This window comes from Pseudomonas sp. GM_Psu_1 (assembly GCF_026544185.1).
Classification (GTDB): domain Bacteria; phylum Pseudomonadota; class Gammaproteobacteria; order Pseudomonadales; family Pseudomonadaceae; genus Chryseomonas; species Chryseomonas oryzihabitans.
Genome location: NZ_JALNUX010000002.1, coordinates 197,733 through 221,274, shown reverse-complemented (window position 1 = coordinate 221,274; position 23,542 = coordinate 197,733). Strand labels below are relative to the sequence as shown.

Annotated in this window: 25 protein-coding genes; 16 read left to right on the top strand and 9 right to left on the bottom strand. The window is 64.1% G+C overall.

The features are described 5' to 3' along the window. Positions 1–94 precede the first annotated feature (94 nt). From OXS31_RS03755 to OXS31_RS03740, 4 genes are all read right to left on the bottom strand, one after another. Entirely contained in the window at positions 95–1,420 is a 1,326-nt protein-coding gene (locus OXS31_RS03755; protein WP_027602667.1) for a sugar ABC transporter substrate-binding protein, read from the bottom strand. Between the two features lie 215 nt (positions 1,421–1,635). Then, the gene (locus OXS31_RS03750; protein ID WP_027602668.1) at positions 1,636–1,950 is read right to left on the bottom strand and encodes a hypothetical protein; all 315 of its coding nucleotides are present in this window, start codon (positions 1,948–1,950) and stop codon (positions 1,636–1,638) included. Between the two features lie 143 nt (positions 1,951–2,093). Then, a complete protein-coding gene (locus OXS31_RS03745) occupies positions 2,094–2,339 on the bottom strand; it encodes a hypothetical protein (protein WP_027596969.1) in 246 nt (81 codons plus the stop codon). 152 nt (positions 2,340–2,491) lie between these two features. After that, the gene (locus OXS31_RS03740) at positions 2,492–2,932 is read right to left on the bottom strand and encodes a hypothetical protein (protein ID WP_027596968.1); all 441 of its coding nucleotides are present in this window, start codon (positions 2,930–2,932) and stop codon (positions 2,492–2,494) included. A gap of 302 nt (positions 2,933–3,234) precedes the next feature. On the opposite strand from OXS31_RS03740, the gene OXS31_RS03735 reads away from it, so the two are divergent. Then, positions 3,235–4,044 carry an inositol monophosphatase gene (locus OXS31_RS03735; RefSeq protein WP_115946015.1) on the top strand — a complete coding sequence of 270 codons (810 nt, stop codon included), beginning with the start codon at positions 3,235–3,237 and terminating at the stop codon, positions 4,042–4,044. 48 nt (positions 4,045–4,092) lie between these two features. Then, positions 4,093–4,473 carry a DUF1090 domain-containing protein gene (locus OXS31_RS03730; protein WP_115946017.1) on the top strand — a complete coding sequence of 127 codons (381 nt, stop codon included), beginning with the start codon at positions 4,093–4,095 and terminating at the stop codon, positions 4,471–4,473. 6 nt (positions 4,474–4,479) lie between these two features. Here OXS31_RS03730 and OXS31_RS03725 read toward each other — a convergent pair whose 3' ends face one another. Continuing rightward, on the bottom strand, positions 4,480–5,046 hold the full coding sequence (locus OXS31_RS03725) for a histidine phosphatase family protein (RefSeq protein WP_267397986.1): 567 nt from the start codon (positions 5,044–5,046) through the stop codon (positions 4,480–4,482). A gap of 267 nt (positions 5,047–5,313) precedes the next feature. Between OXS31_RS03725 and OXS31_RS03720 the strand changes: the two genes are divergently transcribed. The 3 genes from OXS31_RS03720 to OXS31_RS03710 are packed head-to-tail and all read left to right on the top strand — an operon-like array spanning position 5,314 to position 8,400. Beyond that, complete coding sequence (locus OXS31_RS03720) at positions 5,314–5,763, top strand: FecR domain-containing protein (protein WP_007159271.1); 450 nt, start codon at positions 5,314–5,316, stop codon at positions 5,761–5,763. Further along, positions 5,760–6,392: an OmpA family protein gene (locus OXS31_RS03715; protein ID WP_267397985.1), complete on the top strand. Its 633-nt coding sequence runs from the start codon at positions 5,760–5,762 to the stop codon at positions 6,390–6,392. Before OXS31_RS03720 ends, OXS31_RS03715 begins: the two co-directional genes overlap by 4 nt. 10 nt (positions 6,393–6,402) lie before the next feature. Beyond that, positions 6,403–8,400, top strand: a complete 1,998-nt coding sequence (locus OXS31_RS03710; protein ID WP_267397984.1) for a CHASE2 domain-containing protein — start codon at positions 6,403–6,405, stop codon at positions 8,398–8,400. 88 nt (positions 8,401–8,488) lie between these two features. Here OXS31_RS03710 and OXS31_RS03705 read toward each other — a convergent pair whose 3' ends face one another. Continuing rightward, positions 8,489–8,653 carry a hypothetical protein gene (locus tag OXS31_RS03705; RefSeq protein WP_267397983.1) on the bottom strand — a complete coding sequence of 55 codons (165 nt, stop codon included), beginning with the start codon at positions 8,651–8,653 and terminating at the stop codon, positions 8,489–8,491. A 137-nt stretch (positions 8,654–8,790) separates the two neighbouring features. Here OXS31_RS03705 and OXS31_RS03700 point away from each other — a divergent pair, with 137 nt between their 5' ends. The 3 genes from OXS31_RS03700 to OXS31_RS03690 all read left to right on the top strand — a co-directional run bounded on the left by OXS31_RS03700 (position 8,791) and on the right by OXS31_RS03690 (position 12,945). Continuing rightward, complete coding sequence (locus OXS31_RS03700; protein WP_042135887.1) at positions 8,791–11,193, top strand: TonB-dependent siderophore receptor; 2,403 nt, start codon at positions 8,791–8,793, stop codon at positions 11,191–11,193. 84 nt (positions 11,194–11,277) lie between these two features. Beyond that, positions 11,278–11,778 (top strand): GNAT family N-acetyltransferase, encoded by a 501-nt coding sequence (locus OXS31_RS03695; RefSeq protein WP_077172161.1) that lies wholly within the window; start codon positions 11,278–11,280, stop codon positions 11,776–11,778. A 102-nt stretch (positions 11,779–11,880) separates the two neighbouring features. After that, on the top strand, positions 11,881–12,945 hold the full coding sequence (locus OXS31_RS03690; RefSeq protein WP_027596960.1) for a 5-methyltetrahydropteroyltriglutamate--homocysteine methyltransferase: 1,065 nt from the start codon (positions 11,881–11,883) through the stop codon (positions 12,943–12,945). A gap of 1 nt (position 12,946) precedes the next feature. On the opposite strand, the gene OXS31_RS03685 is transcribed toward OXS31_RS03690, so the two are convergent. Both OXS31_RS03685 and OXS31_RS03680 read right to left on the bottom strand, forming a co-directional pair. Further along, the gene (locus tag OXS31_RS03685) at positions 12,947–13,576 is read right to left on the bottom strand and encodes a LysE family transporter (RefSeq protein WP_027596959.1); all 630 of its coding nucleotides are present in this window, start codon (positions 13,574–13,576) and stop codon (positions 12,947–12,949) included. A gap of 49 nt (positions 13,577–13,625) precedes the next feature. After that, positions 13,626–14,444 carry a pyruvate, water dikinase regulatory protein gene (locus tag OXS31_RS03680; protein ID WP_007159264.1) on the bottom strand — a complete coding sequence of 273 codons (819 nt, stop codon included), beginning with the start codon at positions 14,442–14,444 and terminating at the stop codon, positions 13,626–13,628. A gap of 126 nt (positions 14,445–14,570) precedes the next feature. Here OXS31_RS03680 and ppsA point away from each other — a divergent pair, with 126 nt between their 5' ends. The 6 genes from ppsA (at position 14,571) to OXS31_RS03650 (ending at position 21,028) form a co-directional block, all read left to right on the top strand. Next, positions 14,571–16,940 carry a phosphoenolpyruvate synthase gene (gene ppsA, locus OXS31_RS03675; RefSeq protein WP_007159263.1) on the top strand — a complete coding sequence of 790 codons (2,370 nt, stop codon included), beginning with the start codon at positions 14,571–14,573 and terminating at the stop codon, positions 16,938–16,940. Positions 16,941–17,093: 153 nt separating this feature from the next. Further along, positions 17,094–18,095: a zinc transporter ZntB gene (locus OXS31_RS03670; RefSeq protein WP_027602678.1), complete on the top strand. Its 1,002-nt coding sequence runs from the start codon at positions 17,094–17,096 to the stop codon at positions 18,093–18,095. Positions 18,096–18,143: 48 nt separating this feature from the next. Beyond that, positions 18,144–18,407, top strand: a complete 264-nt coding sequence (locus OXS31_RS03665; protein ID WP_007159261.1) for a hypothetical protein — start codon at positions 18,144–18,146, stop codon at positions 18,405–18,407. Continuing rightward, entirely contained in the window at positions 18,408–19,232 is an 825-nt protein-coding gene (locus tag OXS31_RS03660; protein ID WP_027596957.1) for a mechanosensitive ion channel domain-containing protein, read from the top strand. 55 nt (positions 19,233–19,287) lie between these two features. Continuing rightward, positions 19,288–19,872, top strand: coding sequence for an RNA polymerase sigma factor SigX (gene sigX / locus OXS31_RS03655; protein WP_007159259.1), 585 nt, complete (start codon positions 19,288–19,290; stop codon positions 19,870–19,872). Positions 19,873–19,972: 100 nt separating this feature from the next. Next, the gene (locus OXS31_RS03650; RefSeq protein ID WP_007159258.1) at positions 19,973–21,028 is read left to right on the top strand and encodes an OmpA family protein; all 1,056 of its coding nucleotides are present in this window, start codon (positions 19,973–19,975) and stop codon (positions 21,026–21,028) included. Positions 21,029–21,164: 136 nt separating this feature from the next. Here OXS31_RS03650 and gltA read toward each other — a convergent pair whose 3' ends face one another. After that, the gene (gene gltA, locus OXS31_RS03645; RefSeq protein ID WP_027596956.1) at positions 21,165–22,445 is read right to left on the bottom strand and encodes a citrate synthase; all 1,281 of its coding nucleotides are present in this window, start codon (positions 22,443–22,445) and stop codon (positions 21,165–21,167) included. Between the two features lie 347 nt (positions 22,446–22,792). Here gltA and sdhC point away from each other — a divergent pair, with 347 nt between their 5' ends. After that, a complete protein-coding gene (gene sdhC / locus OXS31_RS03640) occupies positions 22,793–23,179 on the top strand; it encodes a succinate dehydrogenase, cytochrome b556 subunit (RefSeq protein WP_026083585.1) in 387 nt (128 codons plus the stop codon). Then, positions 23,173–23,541, top strand: coding sequence for a succinate dehydrogenase, hydrophobic membrane anchor protein (gene sdhD / locus OXS31_RS03635; protein ID WP_027596955.1), 369 nt, complete (start codon positions 23,173–23,175; stop codon positions 23,539–23,541). The genes sdhC and sdhD overlap by 7 nt, the downstream gene beginning before the upstream one ends. Position 23,542 lies beyond the last annotated feature (1 nt).

Below are 23,542 nucleotides of genomic sequence, written 5' to 3'. Positions count from 1 at the left end.
GACGAGGCGCTGGCGTCTCGCGACGCCAGCGACGGATCAGGCAGGGAAAGCCGCTAGGCCGGGGGCCGCGTGGTGCGGACCCCGGGCTCCAGCGCTACTTGGGATAGCCGGCGCGCTTCATTTCCCGGGCGGTGGACTGCTGCGCCGCCTGCAGGGCCTGCTCGACCGACATCTGCCCGGTGAGGGCCGCGGCGAACAGCTTGCCCACCGAGGTGCCGATGGCCTGGAACTCGGGAATGGTCACGTACTGGATGCCCACGTAGGGCACCGGCTTGGCCGAGGGATGGGCCGGGTCGGCGTGCTGCAGCATGTCCAGCGAGACCTTGGCGAAGGGCGCCGCATCCATGTAGGCCTGGCTGTAGGTGGACTTGCGGGTGCCCGGCGGCACGTTGGCGATACCGTCGGTGTCCGCGACCAGCTTGGCGTAGTCCTTGGAGGTGGCCCAGGTCACGAAGGTCTTGGCGGCGTCCTTGTGCTTGGAGGAGGTGGGGATACCCAGCGACCAGGCATACAGCCAGGACGAGCCCTTGTCGGTGACCTCGCGCGGCGAGCCGGCGAAGCCGACGCTGTCGGCGACCTTGCTCTGGCTCTTGTCCATGGTGAAGGAGCCGGCGACGCTGGCATCGACCCAGATGGCGCACTTGCCGCTGTTGAACAGCGCCAGATTTTCGTTGAAGCCGTTGCTGGAGGCGCCGGGCGGGCCGTACTTCTTCATGTTGGTGACGTAGTAGTTGGCCGCCGCGGTCCATTCCGGACCGGTGAATTCCGGTTGCCACTTCTCGTCGAACCAGCGCGCGCCGAAGGCGTTGGCCATGGTGGTGACCAGGGCCATGTTCTCGCCCCAGCCGGCCTTGCCTCTCAGGCACAGACCGTACTGGTCCTTGTCCGGCTGGTGCAGCTTGCCGGCGAATTCGGCGATCTGGGTCCAGGTGGGCTGGGCGGGCATGGTCAGGCCGGCCTGCTGGAACAGATCCTTGCGGTAGTAGGTGATGGAGCTTTCGGCATAGAAGGGCAGCGCATAGAGGGTGCCCTTGACCGACAGGCCTTCGCGAACCGACGGGAAGAGGTCGTCCAGGTCGTAGTTGGCGGGCAGGTCCTTCATGGGCTCCAGCCAGTTCTGGGCGCCCCAGAGGCCGGTCTCGTACATGCCGATGGTGAGGACGTCGAACTGGCCACCCTGGGTGGCGATGTCGGTCGTCAGCCGCTGACGCAGCACGTTTTCTTCGAGCACCACCCAGTTGAGCTTGATGTCGGGATGCTGGTCTTCGAAGGTTTTGGACAGCCGCTGCATGCGGATCATGTCGCTGTTGTTGACGGTGGCGATGGTGACCGTTTCGGCGGCCTGGAGGGCCAGCGAGAAGGTCAGGCCTGCAGAGAGGGTAACAGCGGACAATAAAAGCGCTTTTGGTGTTGTTTTCATCTTGCACTCCGCGTCCTGTGCAACTGCAGCAGACGCTTTTCTTGTTGTTGTAACCCACCACGCGGCCGGCTGTGACGGCCTTTGCAGCGGAAGCCACGGACCGATTACAGCCCGTTGCCGCCCGGGAAACAAATGCTGAAAGACACCAAAATCGGTATTTTTTTGCACATCCCTGCAGGGCTGCGCGGGACCGCCGCCATGGCCAGGGGCTCTGCCTAGAGGCTTTCCGCCTTGACCTTGGTGATGCCGTCTTCGCGATAAAGCTGCAAGGTTCCGGGGGTGGATTCGATCACCCGCTCGTTTTCGATGAGAAAGGAATAGACCGGCGTCGCGCTGCCCGGCGCGCGCAGGTTGCGGTATTCGTAGACCATCAGGCGATCGAGCTGCGCGACCCGCTGGGGTGCGCCGAAACTCTGCCGGAGCTGTTCCTGGGTACGGCCGCCGAATTGCGACGGATCGGCCGGGGGCGGGGTGGGAGCCGAGCTGCAGGCCGATAGGGCGGCGAACAGGAGAAAGGACAGGCGTTTCATGACGGCTCCGCGTGCAGGTTGAAAGGGCAGAGGAGTTGAGCTGCCCGTAGAACCAGACGGACCTGCAAAAAAGCGATTCATTCCCCGCGCGGTATCAAAAAGCATACGAAAGGGAAGCCATCCGTCGACATCAATCCAACGGACTAGAATACCCAGCGTTGCTCTTGAGCAAAGGTCTGATGGTCGTTCAGCCACCGGGCGCTATTGACTGGCTGCCGACTGTCACGCAGCTGGGCGTCAACTTTGGTAGGGATGGCATCGGTACTCAAGAGGGGGACCTGAAGGGTGAGGTCCGCCAGCTTGAGCGGGGGTATCGCGGGGAGGGAGGCTGCTTCGCCATTGAGGGCGGCAAAGGTCACGACGACACTGGCCAGAATACGAATTCCCATTCCTTGGGTCTCCTGGTAGATCCGAAGCGCGAATCTACCATTCCACTGCCTATTTGGTTCCCGGTTAGTCCGACGTTAAAGCGCAGTTGTGATCCTGTTCGTCATTCTGTTTTCGAGCGGATCACACGACTGACAAGGCGATGGCGCGTCACTTAGGCGACGGGTACCGCGTCGCGGTGCTTGGCCGCCAGATAGGCGAACAGCGGCGGGCAATCCGACACCAGGCTGACCAGGGTCTGGCCGGCGGCGGGCTCTTGCCGCAACAGCACCTTTTCACCCCGGGCATTGAGATAGAGGGTGTATTCGGGGGTGCTGGACTGGGCGATGAATCCCTCGCCCATCAGCGCACTGCCCAGGGCCATTCGCTGCGGCAGGTTGCAACTGCCCTGCCACTGGAAGGCGCGGATTCCGAGGTTTTCCAGGGTTTCGGCGACGGCGCAGTCGATGCTCAGCGGCGGATGATCGAACAGCGGAAATTCGCGCGACAGCAACTCGAGGTGGCGTTCCAGACATTCGAAATGCTGTCTAGGTATCAGTCGCCGCAATTGCTGCAGCTGACCATTGCCGTGGAATAGCGAAGTTTGTGCGGTCATGGCGTCCTCCCGGTACAACGAGCTCTCACTAGTTCTGACGGCCGCGCGCGGATTTGGTGCGGTCCGCCGCTGCATTTCGCCGTCCTGACTGCCAATACCCGACAGCCTGCGCTCCCGAGATGACACGGCCATTACCAGGGGCCTCTAGTCGGACCTTTGCCGACATCGGCCAAAAGTGGCCGGGGTGCCGCCGCGGCCTGATAGCGGTCCGCTGCAACCCTGGTGTGCGCCAGGCTCGCGACTATTCTTTTCCTCAGGCGGAACTGGCACCCTGGCGCCTTTTCCCCGTTCCAGGAGTGTCCATGACCGCCATCGCCCCCGCCATCGCTGAACGCTACCGCGCTGTCCAGGACATCGCCCGGGAGGCGGCGCAGCTCGGCCTCGACTTCTATCGTCGGCGCGCGGCGCTGCAGGTGGACCACAAGGGCAGCGACCTGCAGGACGTGGTGAGCATCGCCGACAAGACGCTGGAGGACCTCATCCGCCAACGCCTGAGCGAACGCTTTCCGGAAGATGGCCTGCTGGGCGAGGAGGGCGGTGCCACCGACCTCTCCGCGCCCTACCTCTGGGTCATAGATCCCATCGACGGCACCGCGCCCTTTCTCAACGGCCTGCACAACTGGTGCGTGTCCATCGGCCTGATGCACGAGGGCGATCCCTTGCTCGGCGCCATCATGGATCCGAATCACGACGAACTCTTCCATGGCCTGCGCGGGCACGGCGCCTTCGTCAACGACCAGCCGCTGCGCGTCCATGCGGCCACCGAGATCCGCCAGGGCCTGACCGGACTGGGCACCACCCACAGACGCGGCAAGGAACACTTCCTGCCGTTCGTGACCGGCCTGCTGGCCGAGGGGGGGCAGTTCTTCCGCAATGGCTCGGGCGCGCTGATGACCGCTTACGTCGCCGCCGGCCGGCTGATCGGCTACTACGAGACCCTGATCCATGGTTGGGACTGCCTGGCGGGCCTGGTCCTGATCCGGGAGGCGGGCGGTCGTCACAACGCCTTCCTGCGCAACGACGGCCTGGTCAATGGCAATCCGCTGCTGGTTGCGGCGCCCGGCGTCTACGACCAGCTCGCCGCCCTGGTCGGACCGTCGCTGGACGGTTGAACGGGAAGAGTCAGGCGCTGGCGGATTTCAACGCCCGGAGGAAGACATATGACAAACCGAGCCAAGGCAGTGCTCGTGGCGGCAAGCCTGCTGCTACCTGGCGTGGCAGTTGTAGCCGACGGGGGCTGCGCGGCGAAACGCCTCACGCTGGAACGGCAGATCGCCCAGGCTCAGGCGCAAGGCGATGCCGGACGGCTGACAGGATTGCGGCGAGCACTCGACGCGGTGCAGGCGCACTGCACCGATACCGGCCTGCGCCAGCAGCGGCTGGAAGTCATCCAGGCCCGCAGTCGCGAGGTGGCCGAACGGGAACGGGATCTGCGCGACGCCCAGGCCAAGGGCGACGCCGACAAGATCCGGGTGCGGAGCAGAAAGCTGGCCGAGGCCCGCCGTGAGCTGGAAGAGGCCCGCGCCAAGGCGAGCCGCTGATCGAACTCAACGCCTCTCCTTGCGATAGATACTCGGCTTCCAGTAGTCCTTGAGCAGCAGATGCAGCGGCCCGCGCCAGCCACGCTTGCGCAACTGCCAGGCGATCAGCACGTTCATGATGCCGTGCCCCAGCAGCAGCACCGAACCATGGCGTTCGGCCAGTTCGATGAGGCGATCGGCCGCCTCGCCGGCACGCACCGAGGAGCTGCCGATGGATTCGGTGTGGGCGGCGAAACCCAGGAACCAGGCGGATCTGAAGAGCAGGCGCCAGGCCTTGACCGGCAGCCGCGGCGCATCCAGTTCCAGATAGGGCAGATGGGCTTCGGCATAGCGGTCATCGACCGGGCTGCCGGAACGCCCCATCAGGTACTCCAGCGAGCGCACGCAGCGGCCCAGGGGGCTGCTCACCACATAGCCCGCTTCCTGGGCCAGTCGCCGCGTCTCCGCGGGCTCCAGGCCGGCGGGCACCGGGGCTTTCTGGTAGCGCGCGACCCAGTCCTTCATCTCCCGCGGGGTGCAGCGAGCCTTGCTGGAAAGATCGGGTTTGCCGTGACGCACCAGAATGATCTGCATGAAAAGGTTACCTGGGAAAGATGCTCACTAGACCACTGCCCGTGCCGTTCGTCTCGCTGGGTCGTGATGGCATGGGTAGTGGCCAGGTGCCATTCGTACTACTTTGCGTGCCGCTTGGCTTGTTTATCTGGTAGAAGGTGATTGGGTTCACGAGTCTGGAGCCCTGACCGCTGCGCAGCAGGCCGCTTCAAGATGCCATCCGAGGTCCTGCCGGCAATCCGTCGCCCCAGCGACGGCCACGCCTTTCCATCCAGGGACCAGGAAAGCATGAAGACAACACTGTTCGCATTGGCGCTGCTCGGGCTGCAGCTGCTGGGTTCCCCGCAGGTCACGGCCGCGGAGGAGGAGCACGTGGCCCTGATCAAGAGCGTCTCCGGCAGCGTCAAGGTGCTGCGCCAGACCGCCAGCCTGGACGCCCAGGCCGGTACCACCCTGCAGGTGGCCGATCGCCTGCAGGCCGGCCCGGACGCCACCGCGGCCATCGTCTTTCTCGACGGTACCCTGCTCACCCTGGGCAACGGCGCCGACGTGCAATTGCGTGACTATCTCTTCGAACCCAAGAGCAGTCGTTACGGCTTCTCGCTGTACCTGACCAAGGGCTCCGCCATCTACTCGTCCGGCAAGATCGGCAAGGTCGCGCCCGACACGGTCAAGATCGAGACGCCGACCGCCACCATAGGCGTGCGCGGCACCCGCTTCCTGGTCCAGGCCCAATGACTGCCCTGATCGCTGTCGCGTCCCCTGGTCGTCTGCTGCTGAGCGTGCTGCTGTCCACGCTGCTGCTGGGCGGCTGTGCCAGCCCTCCACCACCGCAGACGCGGGTGATCCTGATGCCCGACGCCGATGGGCATGTCGGCGCCGTCTCGGTGACCAGCCCGGCGGGCCGCCAGGCCATCGACCAGGGGTTCGCCGAGGTCACGGTGGCCGGCCCGGGTCAGGCGCCGACCGCGGCCCAGGCGTTGGCCCAACCCCTCTTCGAACAGCAGCATCGTCAGGTGCTGGCGGCGCAGCCGTCGCCGCCCAAGACCTTCATCCTCAATTTCCTCTCCGACAGCATGGAGCTCACGCCGCAGTCCAAAGCGCTGCTGCCCGAGGTGCTGGAAACGGCACGGCAGCGCATCCCTACCGAGATTTCGGTATTCGGCCATGCGGACGGCTCGGGTGCGCCTTCCTACAACCTCGACCTCTCGGGGCAGCGTGCCCGCAAGGTGGCCGGTCTGCTGCAGCGACTCGATCCCAAGTTGCGCATCAACGTCGAATTCTTCGGCGATACCGTGCCCCTGGTACCGACCCGTCCCGGCAAATCCGAGCCGCGCAATCGGCGTGTCGAAATCCTGATTCTCTAGGGTCGCGGGCATGAATTCCGTTGCGACCCTGCTGCGCCGGCGCGCGCCCTGGATGTTCCTGGTCAGCCTTGGCCTGTCGCTGGCCTTCGGCCTCGCCGCGCTGTTGCAATGGACGCCACTGCAGTACCTGGATCGCCTGGCCTACGACCAGCTCAGCCGCCTGGCGGCCAGCAACGAGGACGCCCGCGACGTCCAGGTGGTCAGCATCGACGAGGCCAGCCTGGCGGCGCTGGGGCAGTGGCCCTGGCCGCGCTATCGGGTTGCCCAGCTGCTCTCACGGATCGCCGAGGCCGAGCCGGCGGCGATCGCCGTGGACGTCCTGTTCAGCGAGCCGGACCGTACCTCGCTCAAGGCCCTGCAACAGAGTTTCCAGGATGACTTCGGCATGCACCTGAGCTTTTCCGGTGTGCCGCCGGAGTTGCAGGACAACGACGGCTATCTCGGTTACGTCATGGGGCAGACGGGCGCCGTCGGCGCCCATTTCTTTTTCCTCGATCTGCAGCAACCCGTCGCTGCCGGGCTAAGGCCAGGGGTGGGCTTCAGCGGCGCCCTCGACGCCCTCAGGCTGCCCAAGGCCAGCGGCGCGCTGGACAGTGTGGCCCCCATCGCCAGCCAGACGCGCTTCAGCGGCTTCATCAACAGCCAGCGGGACAGCGACGGCATCCTGCGGCGCGTGCCCCTGCTGCTCAGCTATCAGGGCATCATCCATCCGAGTCTGGCGCTGGCCGCCACCCTGCGCGCCCTGGGGCTGAACGAGGGCGTGGTGGAGACCGGCCTGGCGGGTCCGGTGCTGCGGCTTGGCGACCGCCGCCTGCCGCTCGACCGCGAAGGCCAGGCGCTGCTGCGGCTGCACGGCGCCGCCGAACACTATCCGGAGGTCTCGGCCCTGGCGGTGCTCAGCGGCGCGGTGGCACCGGCCACGCTCAAGGGCAAGGTGGTCTTCGTCGGCGTCTCGGCTGCAGGCTTCAACGACCTGCACGCCACGGCGCTGGGGCAGACCTTTTCCGGCGTCAGGCTGCAGGCGGCCCTGACCCAGGACCTGCTGGACGACGCCCTGGTCCGAATCCCGCAATTCTCCGGCGTGCTGCAACTGGCGTTGTGTCTGCTTGGCGGTCTGCTGCTGTCCGCCGGCTTCTTCTTCAACCGCAGCCAGCGGCGCTTCGTCCTCCTGGCGGCGGCGTCGATCGTCCTGCCGCAGCTGCTGGGCGCCTGGCTGTTCGTTCGCCACGACGTCTTCCTGCCGCTGGCCGCACCCCTGGTGCTGGTAGGGCTGCTCACGGCCCTGGCGCTGGTCACGCGGATCGTGCTGGCGCGCCAGCACGAAGAGCGCTGGCGCCGGCAACTGGAACGCTCGCGCCAGGTCACCATCGAGTCCATGGCGGCGGTGGCCGAAACCCGGGATCCCGAGACCGGCGCCCATATCAAGCGCACCCAGCACTATGTTCGCGCCATCGCCGAGGAGCTGCGCCGTGCCGGCCAGGCGCCGGAATTGCTCACGCCGGACTACATCAAGCTGCTGTTCCTGTCCGCGCCCCTGCACGACATCGGCAAGGTCGGGGTGCCGGATGCCATCCTGCTCAAGCCCGGGCGGCTGACGCCGGAGGAGATGCAGGTGATGCAGCGGCATGCCGAATTCGGTCGGCAGATCATCCTCAGCACCGCCAGCCACCTGGAGGATGACAACTTCCTCGCCCTGGCCGCCGAGATCGCCAGCACCCACCACGAGAAGTGGGATGGCAGCGGCTATCCCAACGGGCTGTCCGGTACCGGCATCCCGCTGGCGGGGCGGATCATGGCGGTCGCCGATATCTACGACGCCCTGATCAGCCGGCGCTGCTACAAGGAGCCGTTCAGCCACGAAGACTCGCTGCAGATGATGCGCGAGATGCGCGGCAGCACCTTCGATCCCCTGGTGCTCGACGCCTTCCTGGCCATCGAACCGCAGATCTGCGCCATCGCCCAGCGCTTTCACGATGAAGGGGTAGGAGGGACCCGGCGTCTGGTTTGAATCCGTCCCCCTTCCTGCCGCCTCGCTCCTCGATTCCTGGTGCCTTCTCCCTCTCGCCGGCATCCAGCTCGTCATCCGGCTGGTTTGCCTACTGCTGCACAAGGCGGGGAGGGCAGCCGCTCATTTCTTGAAACATTCCCTCGAAAATTGCCGAATCAGAGCGATGGAAGGCTGATGTCTGGAAATCCCCGTCCTTGACCGCTTCGGGCAGTACAGTCATCGACTTGCGGTCGCTTATGATATTAATTTGCATTTACAGATGCATCCAGGTTGCATAGCCTGCGTTCCGCCGCGCAAGACGGCATCGGATACCGGTCCCTGGAAAATCTCCAGCGAGTCCTTACGTGGGGTACGGACGGGTCGGTGTTTCCCTAGAGGACGACCAACGACATGCAGCTCTTCTCCCTTCGCCTCATCGCGCTTTCCGTTTCCCTGGGCGTGGCGACCCTCGCCCAGGCCGCTCCCGTGGCGCTGTCGCAACCGGCGCAGCCGCTGGCCGATGCCTTGCAGAGCTTCGCGCGCGCCAGCGGCCTGCAGGTGAACTACGATCCCGCCGCCCTGGTGGGCAAGCGGGCGCCGGCACTGGCGGGGCGGATGGAGCCGGATGTCGCCCTGCAACGTCTGCTGGCGGGCAGCGGCCTGGCGGCCTCGGTCAGCGGCTCGGTCGCGACCGTTGCCCCGGTGGCCACCCAGGCGGCGGCCGGCAGCGTGGCCCTGGATGCCACCACCATCAGCGCGGACGATGGCTCCCTGACGGGCCGGACGACCACCGAAGGGACCCGCTCCTACACCACCGGCGCCATGAGCACCTCCACCGGCTTGCCGCTGTCCATCCGCGAAACGCCCCAGTCGGTGAGCGTCATCACCCGGCAGCGCATGGAAGACCAGGGCATGACAGATCTCAACGATGTGGTCCGCTACGCCCCGGGCGTGACGCTACGCAAATTCGGGGGTGATCGTCAGGAATTCCTCTCCCGCGGCTTCCGCATCGACAACGTCATGTACGACGGCCTACCCACCACGGCCGGGACCTTCACCCTCGACAGTCTGTCCTCGGCCGACCTGTCCATCTACGACCGGGTGGAAGTGGTGCGTGGCGCCACCGGCCTGATGACCGGCGCCGGCGATCCTTCGGCCACCCTCAATCTGGTTCGCAAGCGCCCGACCGCCTTCCCCCAGGTCAGCGTCACCACCAGCGCCGGCAGCTGGGACCGCTACCGTACCGAGGTCGACGCCTCCAACAAGCTCAACGAAGCCGGCACCCTGCGCGGTCGCGCCGTGGCCGCCTACGAAGACGGCAACAGCTTCCAGGACGTGCGCGAGCGCAAGCGCCAGACCTTCTATGGCGTCCTCGAAGCGGATCTCAGCGACGCCACCACCTGGACCATCGGCGCGTCCAAGCAGCGTGAAGACAAGACCTCCGATTGGGGCAGCCTGCCCAGCGGTCCCAACGGCGAAAACCTGCACCTGTCGCGTTCCACCTTCCTGAGCGGCGACTGGGCCTACTGGGATCAGGACAACTACACCCTGTTCTCCGACATCACCCACACCTTCGACAACGGCTGGAAGGCCAAGCTGGCGGCGCAGCAGGTCTGGGCCAATTCCGATACCTACTCCAACTACCTGACGTCGACGGCCGCGGACTTCAGCTACAGTTCGGTCAGTGACTTTGGTACCGCTTCCGGCGCCTATCGCACCGATTCCGATCAGCTCAACATCGATGCCTCGGTCAGTGGTCCCTTCCAGTTGATGGGTCGCGAGCACGAACTGATGGCCGGGATCAGTCGGCGGCAGGATAAGTTCTATCAGCGTGGCGGCTATTCCGGTGCCACTCCTGTGGACATCTACAACTTCCGTCCCAGCAGCATCCCCAAACCGGCCAAGGACACGCTGACGCCCTATGCCAGCAAGAACACCACGACCGAAGAGGCGATCTACGCGGCGGCGCGCTTCAACCCCATAGATCCGCTGCACGTCATCGTCGGGGGACGAGTCAGCTGGTATGACTTCGACAACCTTTACAGCGACAACGACTACAAGGCCACCCGCGAAGTCACGCCCTATGCCGGCATCATCTACGACCTGAACGACACCTATTCGGTCTATGCCAGCTATACCGAGATCTTCAAGCCGCAAAGCGAGCAGAACTCCGGAGGTTCGGTCCTGGAGCCCATGACTGGCAAAAGCTACGAGATCGGTCTCAAGGGCGCCTATTTCGATGGCGCGCTTAACGCGTCCGTGGCGCTGTTCGACACCATTCAGGAGAATCGTGCCTACCTGCCAGCCAACCAGGCCACCTTCTGCCCTGGCTATCCCGCGCAGAGCTGCTACAGCGCGGCGGGCGAGGTCCGCAGTCGCGGTATCGACGCGGAAATCTCCGGCCAACTGACGCCAAACTGGCAGGCGTCTGCGGCCTATACCCTGGTGCTTAGCCAATACACCAAGGATGTCACCTACGAGGATCGCCGCTTCGCGCCCGAGCAGCCCAAGCACCTGTTCAAGGCCGCCACCAGTTATCAACTCACGGGTAGCCTGAGCAACTGGCGTATCGGTGGCGATCTGCAGGCCCAAAGCGAGACCTTCCAGCGCGTCGGTACCGGCGAAGCCAAGCAGGATAGCTATGCCCTGGTGGGGCTGATGGCCGGCTACCGCTTCAACGAGCATTGGGATGGCCGGGTCAACTTCAACAACATCTTCGATGAGAAATACTGGCAGGGCATCCCGACAGGTACCGGGAGTGGCACCTACGGCGATCCCCGCAATGTCATGCTCAGCCTGAAGTGGACGCTGTGACCGGCGCGTGACGCCTGCGCTTCGCCCTTGTCCGGGCCCCCGGACCTGGGCGAAGCTGCGGACTTCCGCCAAGGAGTGCCGCCCATGTCCAGTTCCACCGTCCACCTGGAACGCTATGCCGACCGCCATGCCGAGGGCCTCGCTGCCCTCTATGGCGATCCGGCCGTGGCGCGGCAGGTGCTGCAGCTACCCTATCAGAGCGCCGAACAATGGCGGCAGCGCCTGAGCGGCGAACGCGAAGGGCGGATAGGACTGGTCGCCCTGCAGCAGGGGCGGGTGGTGGGCAGCGCCAGTCTCGAACAGCAGCAGCGCATTCGCCGCCAGCACTGTGGCGCCCTCGGCATGGGCGTGGCCCGGGATTGCCAGGGGCAGGGCATAGGCACCCGGCTGCTGACGGCCCTGCTTGACCTCGCCGACAACTGGATGAATCTGCAGCGGGTCGAGTTGACCGTCTTCAGCGACAACGAGCCAGCCCTGGCGCTCTATCGCAAGCTGGGGTTCGAAGAGGAAGGGCTGCTGCGTCGCTATGCCCTGCGCGATGGGGTGTTCGTCGACGCCTACAGCATGGCGCGCTTCAAACTCTGATCGAGGTGTATGAGAGAAACTTGAGTTCATTACAAGAAACCTGAGTTTGTTTCATGGTTCATGCGCGACGACAATCTCCACCCTGTCAGGTGGAGGTGTGCAATGGTCAAGATTCATTCCCAGGGTTCCGCGCGGCGCGCGCAACAGGGTGACGCGTCCCTGGCGACGCTGGCGTCTCTCGACGATTGCGACCGGACCGCCCTGATCGCCCAGGGGCGCCAGCAGCGTCAGCAGGCTTGGCGCGCCCAGCAGGCCGCGGGTTGTGAGTGGCTCGCGGTAGGCGACTTCGGCTGGGGCGATCGGGTTCTGGCGCATTCGTATCTAGTCGGCGCCGCCGCTCGCACCGAGGCGGAAGACGATCATCTATTCGCCGGTCCCTGTCAGGTCCCGGTATTCACCTCGGACCAGTCCTTTGCCATCGGCTGGGAGCAGCTGTTCGACGAGGTCGCCGAGGCCCAGGCGCTCGGTCTGGTGGCCAAGCCGGTGATCCTCGGACCCCTGAGCTATCTATGGCTCGGTCGCTCGCTCGATCCGGCCTTCGACCGCCTCGAATTGCTGGAAGCGCTGCTACCGGTCTATGGCGAGATATTCGCGCGGTTGGCCGCCCAGGGCGTGGAATGGGTCCAGCTCGATGAGCCTCTGCTGACGCTGGAACTGCCGCTGGCCTGGCGCACCGCCTTCGAGAGGGCCTACAACCTGCTGCAACGCGAACCGCTGAAGAAGCTGCTGGGTGTGCGTCAGGGCGAGTTGCTCGACAACCTGGGGCTGGCTGCCGGTCTGCCGGTGGAGGGGCTGCATGTCGACTGGCCGCGGTCGGTCCAGGCCCAGCAGGGGCTGCTCGATCGGCTGCCGGCCTACAAGACGCTGTCGCTGGGTCTGGTGGAAGACACCGAAGCCGGGCAGATCGGCCAGCAGCGGCGGCTGCAATTCGCCCGTCAGGTCGGCGAGCGCTTGCAGGAACGCCTCTGGCTGTCGCCCGCGGCCTTTTCCGGAGCTGTCGACACGGCCCAGGCCGCGGCACTGACGGCCGAATTCAACACCCTGGTGCGAACCGCACGCCAGGCCGGGGTGGACACGTCGCTAGCGCCCAGGGAACAGCCCTGGTCGGCGATCGAAGCGGCCCTGGCCAAGCTGGGCGCCGCCCAGTCCGGTCTGGTGTCGTCCTGAATCAGCGGTGGGCGGTCAGCAACAGACCGCCTGCGCCGGCAAAGAAGGCCCCGGTGGCCTGATTGAGCCGGCGCACCCCACGGGGTCCGCGGATGAAGCGGCGGATCTGGCGGCCGAACAGGCCATAGATCACGGCCGCGACCAGCTCCGCGAACAGATGGGTGCCACCCAGGTAGACGAACTGCTGGGTCGTCGGCTGAGTGGGATCGATGAACTGCGGAAAGACCGCGGCGAACAGCAGGATCGCCTTGGGATTGCTGATGCCGATGAGGAATTCCTGCAGCATCAGCCGGTGCAGCGCCCGCGGTTGCGCCGCGCCGGTCTCGGCCAGGTCCAGGCCGTCGAAGGCCCGGCTGCGCCAGCTCTTCACGCCCAGGTAGAGCAGGTAGAGCGCGCCGACCCACTTGATGACGGTAAAGGCCGTCTCCGAAGCCAGCAGCATGGCGCCCAGGCCCACCGCCGAAATCACCAGGAAGATCACGAAGGCCACGTCGCGCCCCAGGGCTGCCAGTCCCGCCGTCACCGCGCCATGGCGGATGCCGTTGCCGAGCGAGCAGAAGTTGTTGGGGCCGGGGGTCAGGGCGATGAGCAGGGCGACCGGAAAGAACAGCAGGGCATCGACGAGGTTCATGGCGGTCGCCTGGTGCGCCGCACGGGCGCCGAAGAGGAGGGGAGGCCGACTATTTAAACCGTCTTTCCACGCCTTTCTCCACCAGAATCTTCGCCGAGATTTCCTCCACGGAAAAATGCGTGGTGTTGATGAAGGAGATGTTCTCGCGACGGAACAGACTCTCCACCTCGCGCAGTTCGAATTCGCACTGGGCAAAGCTCGCATAGCGACTGTTGGGCCGACGCTCGTGACGGATCGCCGCCAGGCGCTCGGCATCGATGGTCAGGCCGAACAGCTTGTCCTTGTAGGTCTTCAGCGAGGCGGGCAGCTGCAGGCGCTCCATGTCCTCTTCGGTCAGCGGATAGTTCGCCGCGCGGATGCCGTATTGCAGCGCCATATAGAGGCAGGTGGGCGTCTTGCCGCAGCGCGAGACCCCGACCAGGATTAGATCGGCCTGCGCATAGTGGGTCGTGCGGGCGCCGTCGTCGTTTTCGAGTGCGAAATTGACGGCTTCGATCCGCTCCATGTAGTGACTATTGTGCATGATCGAATGTGACTTCCCTACCGAATACGAAGATTCGGCGGAAAGTTCCCTTTCGAGCGGGGATAAAAACGTGGAGAAGATGTCGATCATGAACCCGTTCGACTGGTCCAGAATGGCCCGGATGTCACGGTTGACGATGGTATCGAAGATGATGGGTCGCGCACCGTCCTGGACGGCGGCGGCATTGATCTGCTGTACCATCGCCCTGGCCTTGTCCAGCGTATCCACGTAGGGGCGCGTGACCTTTCTGAAGGTGATGTCCCCGAACTGGGCCAGGAGGCTCTGACCGAGGGTTTCGGCCGTGATGCCGGTACCGTCGGAAATGAAAAAGGCGGTTCGTTGCATGGAGGGACGTCCTGGTGGCGTACGGGGCAGGGATCGCTGCACTGTAACCTACCGCCGTCCACTGTCCATGGGGCGAGCGCCGAGGCGTACTGCTTTCCCACAAAGACACAATATGGAGAGAAGACCTTGGACGAGTATGTAATTTCACTGGAACAGCTTGGCGTGCACGACGTCGAGCGCGTGGGCGGCAAGAACGCATCCCTCGGCGAGATGATCGCCAACCTGGCCGGCGCGGGCGTCTCCGTACCCGGCGGGTTCGCCACCACGGCCCAGGCCTATCGCGACTTCCTCGAGCAGAGCGGCCTGAACGATCGCATTCACGCGGCCCTCGACGCGCTGGATGTCGACGACGTCGTCGCCCTGGCCAAGACCGGCGCCCAGATCCGCCAGTGGGTCATGGACGCGCCTTTCCCCGAGCGCCTGGACGCCGAGATCCGCCGGGCCTTCGCCGAGATCTCGGCGGGCAACCCCAATCTCGCCGTGGCCGTGCGCTCCTCGGCGACCGCCGAAGACCTGCCGGATGCCTCCTTTGCCGGCCAGCAGGAAACCTTCCTCAACATCCGCGGCGTCGACAACGTCATTCGCGCGGCCAAGGAAGTCTTCGCCTCCCTCTTCAATGACCGCGCCATCGCCTACCGCGTCCACCAGGGCTTCGATCACAAGCTGGTCGCCCTGTCCGCCGGCGTGCAGCGCATGGTGCGTTCCGAAACCGGCGCCGCCGGCGTGCTCTTTACCCTGGACACCGAATCCGGCTTCCGCGACGCGGTCTTCGTCACCGCCGCCTACGGTCTCGGCGAGACCGTGGTGCAGGGCGCGGTCAACCCGGACGAATTCTATGTTCACAAGCCCACCCTGGAAGCCGGTCGCCCGGCCATCCTCAGGCGCAATCTGGGCAGCAAGGCCATCAAGATGGTCTATGGCGAAGAAGCCAAGGCCGGTCGCTCCGTGCGCACCGTCGATGTCGAGCCGGCGGATCGCGCGCGTTTCTCCATCACCGACGCCGAGGTCACCGAACTGGCCAAGCAGGCGCTGATCATCGAGCGCCACTATGGTCGCCCGATGGACATCGAGTGGGCCAAGGACGGTGACGACGGCAAGCTCTACATCGTCCAGGCCCGTCCCGAGACCGTGAAGAGCCGCGCCAGCGCCACCGTCATGGAGCGCTACCTGCTCAAGGACAAGGGCCAGGTGCTGGTGGAAGGCCGCGCCATCGGCCAGCGCATCGGCGCCGGCAAGGTCAAGATCATCCGCGACGTCAGCGAGATGGATCGCGTCCAGCCCGGTGACGTCCTGGTCTCCGACATGACCGATCCCGACTGGGAGCCGGTGATGAAGCGCGCCAGCGCCATCGTCACCAACCGCGGCGGTCGTACCTGCCACGCCGCCATCATCGCCCGCGAGCTGGGCATTCCGGCGGTGGTCGGCTGCGGCAACGCCACCAGCCTGCTCAAGGATGGCCAGACCGTCACCGTCTCCTGCGCCGAGGGCGACACCGGCCTGATCTACGAAGGCGAGCTGGACTTCGACATCCGCCAGAGCTCGGTGGATGCCATGCCCGAGCTGCCGTTCAAGATCATGATGAACGTCGGCAACCCCGACCGTGCCTTCGACTTCGCCCAGCTGCCCAACGCCGGCGTGGGTCTGGCGCGCCTGGAATTCATCATCAACCGCATGATCGGCGTGCACCCCAAGGCGCTGCTCAACTACGACAGCCTGCCCTTCGAGGTTAAGGAGAGCGTCGACAAGCGCATCGCCGGCTACTCGGATCCGGTCGGCTTCTATGTCGAGAAGCTGGTGGAGGGGGTCTCCACCCTGGCCGCCGCCTTCTGGCCGAAAAAGGTCATCGTGCGCCTGTCGGACTTCAAGTCCAACGAATACGCCAACCTCATCGGCGGCAAGCTTTACGAACCCGAGGAAGAGAACCCCATGCTGGGCTTCCGCGGCGCTTCCCGCTACATCAGCGAGAACTTCCGCGACTGCTTCGAGCTGGAATGCCGCGCCATGAAAAAGGTGCGCGAGGAGATGGGCCTGACCAACGTCGAGCTCATGGTGCCCTTCGTGCGCACCCTGGACGAGGCGGCGCGGGTGGTCGAGCTGCTTGGCGAGAACGGTCTCAAGCGCGGCGAGAACGACCTGCGCGTGATCATGATGTGCGAACTGCCCTCCAACGCCCTGCTGGCGGACGAATTCCTCGAGCACTTCGACGGCTTCTCCATCGGCTCCAACGACCTGACCCAGCTCACCCTGGGCCTGGATCGCGACTCCGGCATCATCGCCCACCTGTTCGACGAGCGTAATCCGGCGGTCAAGAAGCTGCTGGCCAATGCCATCGCCGCCTGCAACCGGGCCGGCAAGTACATCGGCATCTGCGGCCAGGGTCCTTCGGATCATCCGGATCTGGCCAAGTGGCTGATGGAACAGGGCATCGAGAGCGTCTCGCTCAACCCCGACTCCGTGCTCGACACCTGGTTCTTCCTGGCCGAAGGCAACGCCTGAGGCCAGGGATCGCCCCGCCGGCCAGCGGCGGGGTGATCCTTTCCAGGATTAATCCCTCTCATTCCCCACGAAGGTAGCGCCTGCGCCCTGTCTCGGGCCACCTTCGCCGGATCGCCTGGCCACCGTGGTCGCGATCCCTGCAAGAGACCCCAGATGCAGCAGTACGACAGCGATGTGGAACAAGGCCTCATCTATGGCTATCTCCTCGATGGTCGCGGTGGCGGACGACGCCTGAGTCGTCGCGAGCTGGCGGAGGTGGAGCCGAGCCCGAGCGAGGTGCTCTGGCTGCACTGGGACCGTAGCGTCCCCGAAGCTCAGGCCTGGCTCCGCCAATCCAGCGGCCTGAGCGAATTCGCCTGTGACCTGCTGCTGGAAGAGGCGACCCGCCCGCGCCTGGTCAATCAGCCCGACGACAGCCTGCTGCTGTTCCTGCGCGGGGTGAATCTGAATCCCGGCGCCGTGCCCGAGGACATGGTGTCGCTGCGGGTCTTCGTCGACAAACGCCGGGTGATCTCCCTGCGCATGAGACCCATGAAGGCCGCTGCCGAGGTCCAGGAAGACCTGGAGGCGGGCATCGGTGCCCAGAGTGCCGAAGACCTGGTGCTCTACCTCGCCAGCTACATGACCAGTCGGGTCGACGACCTGGTACGTGGTCTCTCCGATCAGCTCGACGGCCTCGAGGAACAGGTCGACCAGGACGAGGGCAGCCTGCCCGATCACGCCCAGGTGCTGACCCTCCGGCGCCGCGCGACCGGGCTGCGCCGGTACCTGGCTCCGCAGCGCGACATCTATGGCGATCTCGCCCGCGGCAAGCCCGCCTGGTTCGTCGAGGCGGCCAGCCAGGGCTACTGGAGCGAATTGCACAACAGCCTGGTGCGCAACCTGGAAGAACTCGAGGTGATGCGCGAGCGGGTCGCGCTGCTGCAGGACGCCGAGCAGCGGGCGACCACCGACAAGACCAATCGCACCCTCTATCTGTTGGCCATCATCACCGGCTTCTTCCTGCCCATCAGCTTCATCACCGGTCTGCTCGGGATGAACATGGGCGGCATGCCGGGTTCGTCATCCGCCTTCGGCTTCGTGGCCGCCTGCCTGGTGATCGGCGCGGTGGCGGTCTTCCAGGTCTGGCTGTTCCGTCGACTGCGCTGGCTGTGACCCGTCCCCACCTCGCTGCGTCAAGAGGAAACGACCAGCGAGGTGCTTATGCACGATCCCTTCGAAGCGTCCCTCAAGGCGCTCCTCAATACCCCGGCCAATGCTCAGGACGAGGAGGGCGACGACCAGGCCCGCTTGCATCGCGTGCTCAAGACCGCCAACCGTCAGGTTGGCGCAGGTGCACTGTTCGATCTGATCGGGCGGCACTGGGCCTCGGCGCTGCTGCTGGCACTGGGCAACGGTGCCCCTCACCTGAAGCCGCGCACGCGCCGTACCGCGCGTCGCGAATCTCTCCCGGAGATCCTGAAGTAGATGGAATTCGATATCTGGACCCAGAGTCTGCTGTCCGCCATGACCACCCTGTGGAGCAAGGTGGCCGGCTTCATTCCCAACGTCTTCGGCGCCCTGGTGGTGATCCTCGCCGGCTTCGCCGTCGCCAAGATTCTCGACACCGTGCTGTCGAAGGTACTCGCCAAGCTCGGCCTGGATCGCGTCCTCGCCGGAGCCGGGGTGACCAAGCAACTGGCCAAGATCGGCATCCGCATGCCGGTCACCACCCTGATCGGCCGGATCGTCTATTGGTTCGTCCTGCTGGTGTTCCTGGTCTCGGCCGCCGAGTCCCTGGGTCTGCAGCGCGTGTCCTCGACCCTGGACGTCATGGCGCTCTATGTGCCCAAGATCTTTGGCGCCGCCCTGGTGCTCATCGTTGGCGTGCTGCTGGCGCAACTGGTCAGCGGTCTGGTGCATGGCGCCGCCGAAGGCGTCGGCCTGGATTACGCGGCCGGCCTGGGGCGCCTGGCCCAGGGACTGGTCATCATCATTTCGATCTCGGTCGCGGTCGGTCAGCTGGAGATCAAGACCGAACTGCTGAACCTGGTCATCGCCATCGTGCTCACCGCCTTCGCCCTGGCGGCGGCCCTGGCCCTGGGGCTCGGCAGCCGTGGGCTGGTGTCGCAGATCCTGGCCGGCATCTATGTGCGCGAACTCTATGAAGTCGGCCAGTGGGTGACCCTGGCGGACGTCGAAGGCGAGATCGAGGAGATCGGCACCGCCAAGACTCTCATCATGACCGAAGAGGGCGATATCGTTTCGGTTCCGAACCGTCTATTGCTGGAGGCCCAGGTGCGCAGCCGCTGACAGGCGACGCGGAGATGGCTATCATGCCCGCCACTTTTTGGTAGCCAACTCCGTCTTGAACAAGCCCGCCCCTCATGCCTACGACCCGACCACGCTCAGTGACGAAGAGCTGGTCCAGCGCGCGCATGGTGAACTCTTCCACGTGACGCGAGCCTACGAAGAACTGATGCGCCGTTACCAGCGCACCCTGTTCAACGTCTGTGCCCGCTACCTGGGGAACGACCGGGACGCAGACGATGTCTGCCAGGAGATCATGCTGAAGGTGCTTTACGGTTTGAAGAATTTCGAGGGGAAATCGAAATTCAAGACCTGGCTGTACAGCATCACCTACAACGAGTGCATCACTCAGTACCGCAAGGAACGCCGCAAGCGGCGGCTAGTGGAGGCATTAAGTCTGGATCCGATGGAGGAAGCCTCCGAGGAAAGGGCGCCGAAGCTGGAAGAAAAGGGAGGGATGGATCGCTGGCTGGTCCATGTGGGTCAGGTCGATCGGGAGATCCTGGTGCTGCGCTTCGTCGCAGAGCTGGAGTTCCAGGAGATCGCCGACATCATGCACATGGGCCTCAGCGCCACCAAGATGCGGTACAAGCGGGCACTCGACAAACTGCGTGACAAGTTCGCAGCTGAAGTTGAGGGCTGACCGGATGTGTCAGCCGTAAGTTTTTGAACTTCACGAAAACTTGTTGTCGAAGCCTCCGGAGATTGCCGGAATTAGTACCACTAAAATGGGGATACAAAGGATGAAACTGAAGAGCACCTTGGGCGTCGTGATCGGCTCCCTGCTGGCAAGCGCCTCGCTGAGCGCCCTGGCACAAGGTCAAGGCGCCGTCGAGACCGAGCTGTTCGGCAGCCGTCTGTTCACCGACAGCCAGCGCAACATGACCAACGCTGACCTGTACGGCGGTTCCGTTGGCTACTTCCTGACCGACGACGTTGAGCTGGCGTTGTCCTACGGCGAGTACCACAACGCCCGTGGCGACCACGACCTGGGCCACAAGAACATCAAGGGCAGCCTGGCCGCTCTGGACGCCTACTACCACTTCGGTCAGCCCGGCGTCGGCCTGCGTCCGTACGTATCCGGTGGCTTCGCTCACCAGTCCATCAGCAACCGCGACATCAACGAAGGTGGTCGTGATCACTCCACCTACGCCAACCTGGGTGCCGGCCTGAAGTATTACTTCACTGAGAACCTGTATGCCCGTACCGGCGTACAAGCCAACTACAACATCGACTACGGCGACACCGAGTGGAGCGCTGCTGTAGGTGTTGGTCTGAACTTCGGTGGTTCCACCAAGAAAGAAGTCGCTCCGGCTCCGGCTCCGGCCCCCGTTGCTGACGTCTGCACCGATTCCGACAACGACGGCGTTTGCGACAACGTCGACAAGTGCCCGAACACCCCGGCCAACGTCACCGTTGACGCTACCGGCTGCCCGGCTGCCGCCGAAACCGTTCGCGTCGAGCTGGACGTGAAGTTCGATTTCGACAAGGCTGTAGTCAAGCCCAACAGCTACGCCGACATCAAGAACCTGGCTGACTTCATGCAGCAGTACCCGCAGACCTCGACCACCGTTGAAGGCCACACCGACTCCGTCGGCACCGACGCCTACAACCAGAAGCTGTCCGAGCGTCGTGCCAATGCCGTGCGTAACGTCCTGGTCAACCAGTACGGCGTGCAGGGCAGCCGCGTGAACGCTGTCGGTTACGGTGAGTCCCGCCCGGTTGCTGACAACGCCACCGAAGCCGGTCGCGCCGTCAACCGTCGCGTAGAAGCCGAAGTCGAAGCTCAGGCCAAGTAATCCGCCTGATCCAGACTCCAAAAAAGCCCGCCTAGTGCGGGCTTTTTCATGCTTGGCATTTCTTGTGCCCGACTCCAGCCGGGTGCTGCAGGCATAAAAAAACCCCGCCGAGGCGGGGTTCTTCCTGGCGGATCGATCAGCCGCGATCGTCCGGGATGTCGCGCTGGGCGACGCCGGTGTACAGCTGACGCGGCCGGCCGATCTTGTAGGGACCGGACAGCATTTCCTGCCAGTGCGAGATCCAGCCGACGGTCCGCGCCATGGCGAAGATCACGGTGAACATGCTGGTTGGAATGCCGATCGCCTTGAGGATGATGCCGGAATAGAAGTCCACGTTCGGATAAAGGTTGCGCTCGACGAAGTAGGGGTCCTTGCGGGCCAGTTCTTCCAGGCGCATGGCCAGTTCCAGCTGCGGATCGTTGATGCCCAGCTCGGCCAGGACTTCGTCGCAGGTCTGCTTCATCACCGTGGCGCGCGGATCGAAGTTCTTGTAGACGCGATGGCCGAAGCCCATCAGCTTGAACGGATCGTTCTTGTCCTTGGCCTTGGCCACGAACTTGTCGATGTTGGCGACATCGCCGATCTCGTCCAGCATCTTCAGTACGGCTTCGTTGGCACCCCCGTGCGCCGGACCCCAGAGGGCGGCGATGCCGGCGGCGATACAGGCGAAGGGGTTGGCACCGGAAGAGCCGGCCAGGCGGACGGTGGAGGTGGAGGCGTTCTGCTCATGGTCGGCATGCAGGATGAAGATGCGATCCATGGCGCGGGCCAGCACCGGGCTGATGGGTTTCTCCTCGCACGGGGTGTTGAACATCATGTGCAGGAAGTTTTCCGAGTATCCCAGGTTGTTGCGGGGATACATCATCGGCTGACCCATGGAGTACTTGTGCACCATGGCTGCCAGGGTCGGCATCTTGGCGATCAGGCGCATCGCCGAAATCTCGCGGTGCTGCGGATCGGTGATGTCCAAGGAGTCGTGGTAGAAGGCCGACAGGGCGCCGACCACGCCGCACATGATGGCCATGGGGTGTGCATCGCGACGGAAGCCGTTGAAGAAGTTCTTCAATTGCTCATGAACCATGGTGTGGTTCTTGATGGTGTCCACGAACTGCGCCTTCTCTTGCGCGTTCGGCAATTCACCCTTGAGCAGCAGGTAACAGGTCTCGAGGTAGTCGGATTTCTCCGCCAATTGCTCGATCGGGTAGCCGCGGTGCAGCAGGATGCCCTTGTCACCATCGATATAGGTGATCTTGGACTCGCACGAGGCGGTGGACATGAAGCCCGGGTCGAAGGTGAACACACCAGTGGAGGTGAGGTTGCGAACATCGATCACGTCCGGGCCAAGGGTGCCGGACATAACGGGCAGGTCAACCGGATCCGCTCCCGAGATGATCAACTGCGCTTTCTTGTCAGCCATTAGGCCTCCTTATTTTGCTTTGAAATCATCAATAAACCCTCCACTCAGGGCCTCGCCCACTATAGAGGGATAAATTTGAAAGTCAATTTACGAAAATATCACCCTAAAGGCTCTTTCTGGGCGGATTGTGCGGCGAAAAGACATTAACACGCAGGCTTCTGAATATCAGCTGGCGACGTCGGAATCGGGCATCCGCGTTTGTCATGAGTAGGCTAACTGTCTATAATTCTCGCCCGACCGTACCGGGTCGGCGAGCTGATGCCGAGCGGTCGAGACGCCTCCGACAGGAAGCGTGTAGCAGATGTGGAATCTCCTATAACTAGCCCGACCGCAATTGGGCCCTCAGTGTGAAAGAAGCCGTGAATAGCAAACGACCTGTAAACCTAGATCTCAGGACCATCAAACTACCTATCACAGCTTATACCTCGATTCTTCACCGTATCTCCGGCGTCATCCTGTTCCTCGGCATCGCAGTCATGCTCTATGGCCTGCACCTGTCGCTGGGTAGCCCGGAAGGCTTCGGCCAAGTGAAAGCTTTTCTGGCCTATCCGCTGGTCAAGCTCGTGATCTGGGGTCTGCTGTCTGCATTGCTCTACCACCTGGTCGCCGGCATTCGGCACCTGATCATGGATGGTGGCGCCGGCGAAACCCTGCAGGGCGGCAAGCTGGGTGCGCAGCTCGTGCTGGTCATTTCCGCAGTTCTGATCATTCTGGCAGGGGTTTGGGTATGGTAACCAACGTCACCAATCTTTCGCGTTCCGGTCTCTATGACTGGATGGCTCAACGGGTCTCGGCAGTCGTCCTCGCGGTCTACTTCCTCTTTATCATCGGCTACCTGATCCTTCACCCAGGGCTCACCTTCGAGCAATGGCACGGCCTGTTCTCCCACACCCTGATGCGCATCTTCAGCCTGCTGGCGCTGGTGTCCATCTGCGTTCATGCCTGGGTTGGTATGTGGACCATCTCCACCGACTACCTGACCACCATGGCGATCGGCAAGGGTGCTACCGCCGTGCGTTTCCTCTTCCAGGCGGTATGCGGGTTCGCGATGTTCGCGTTCTTCGTCTGGGGCGTGCAGATCTTCTGGGGTGTTTGAT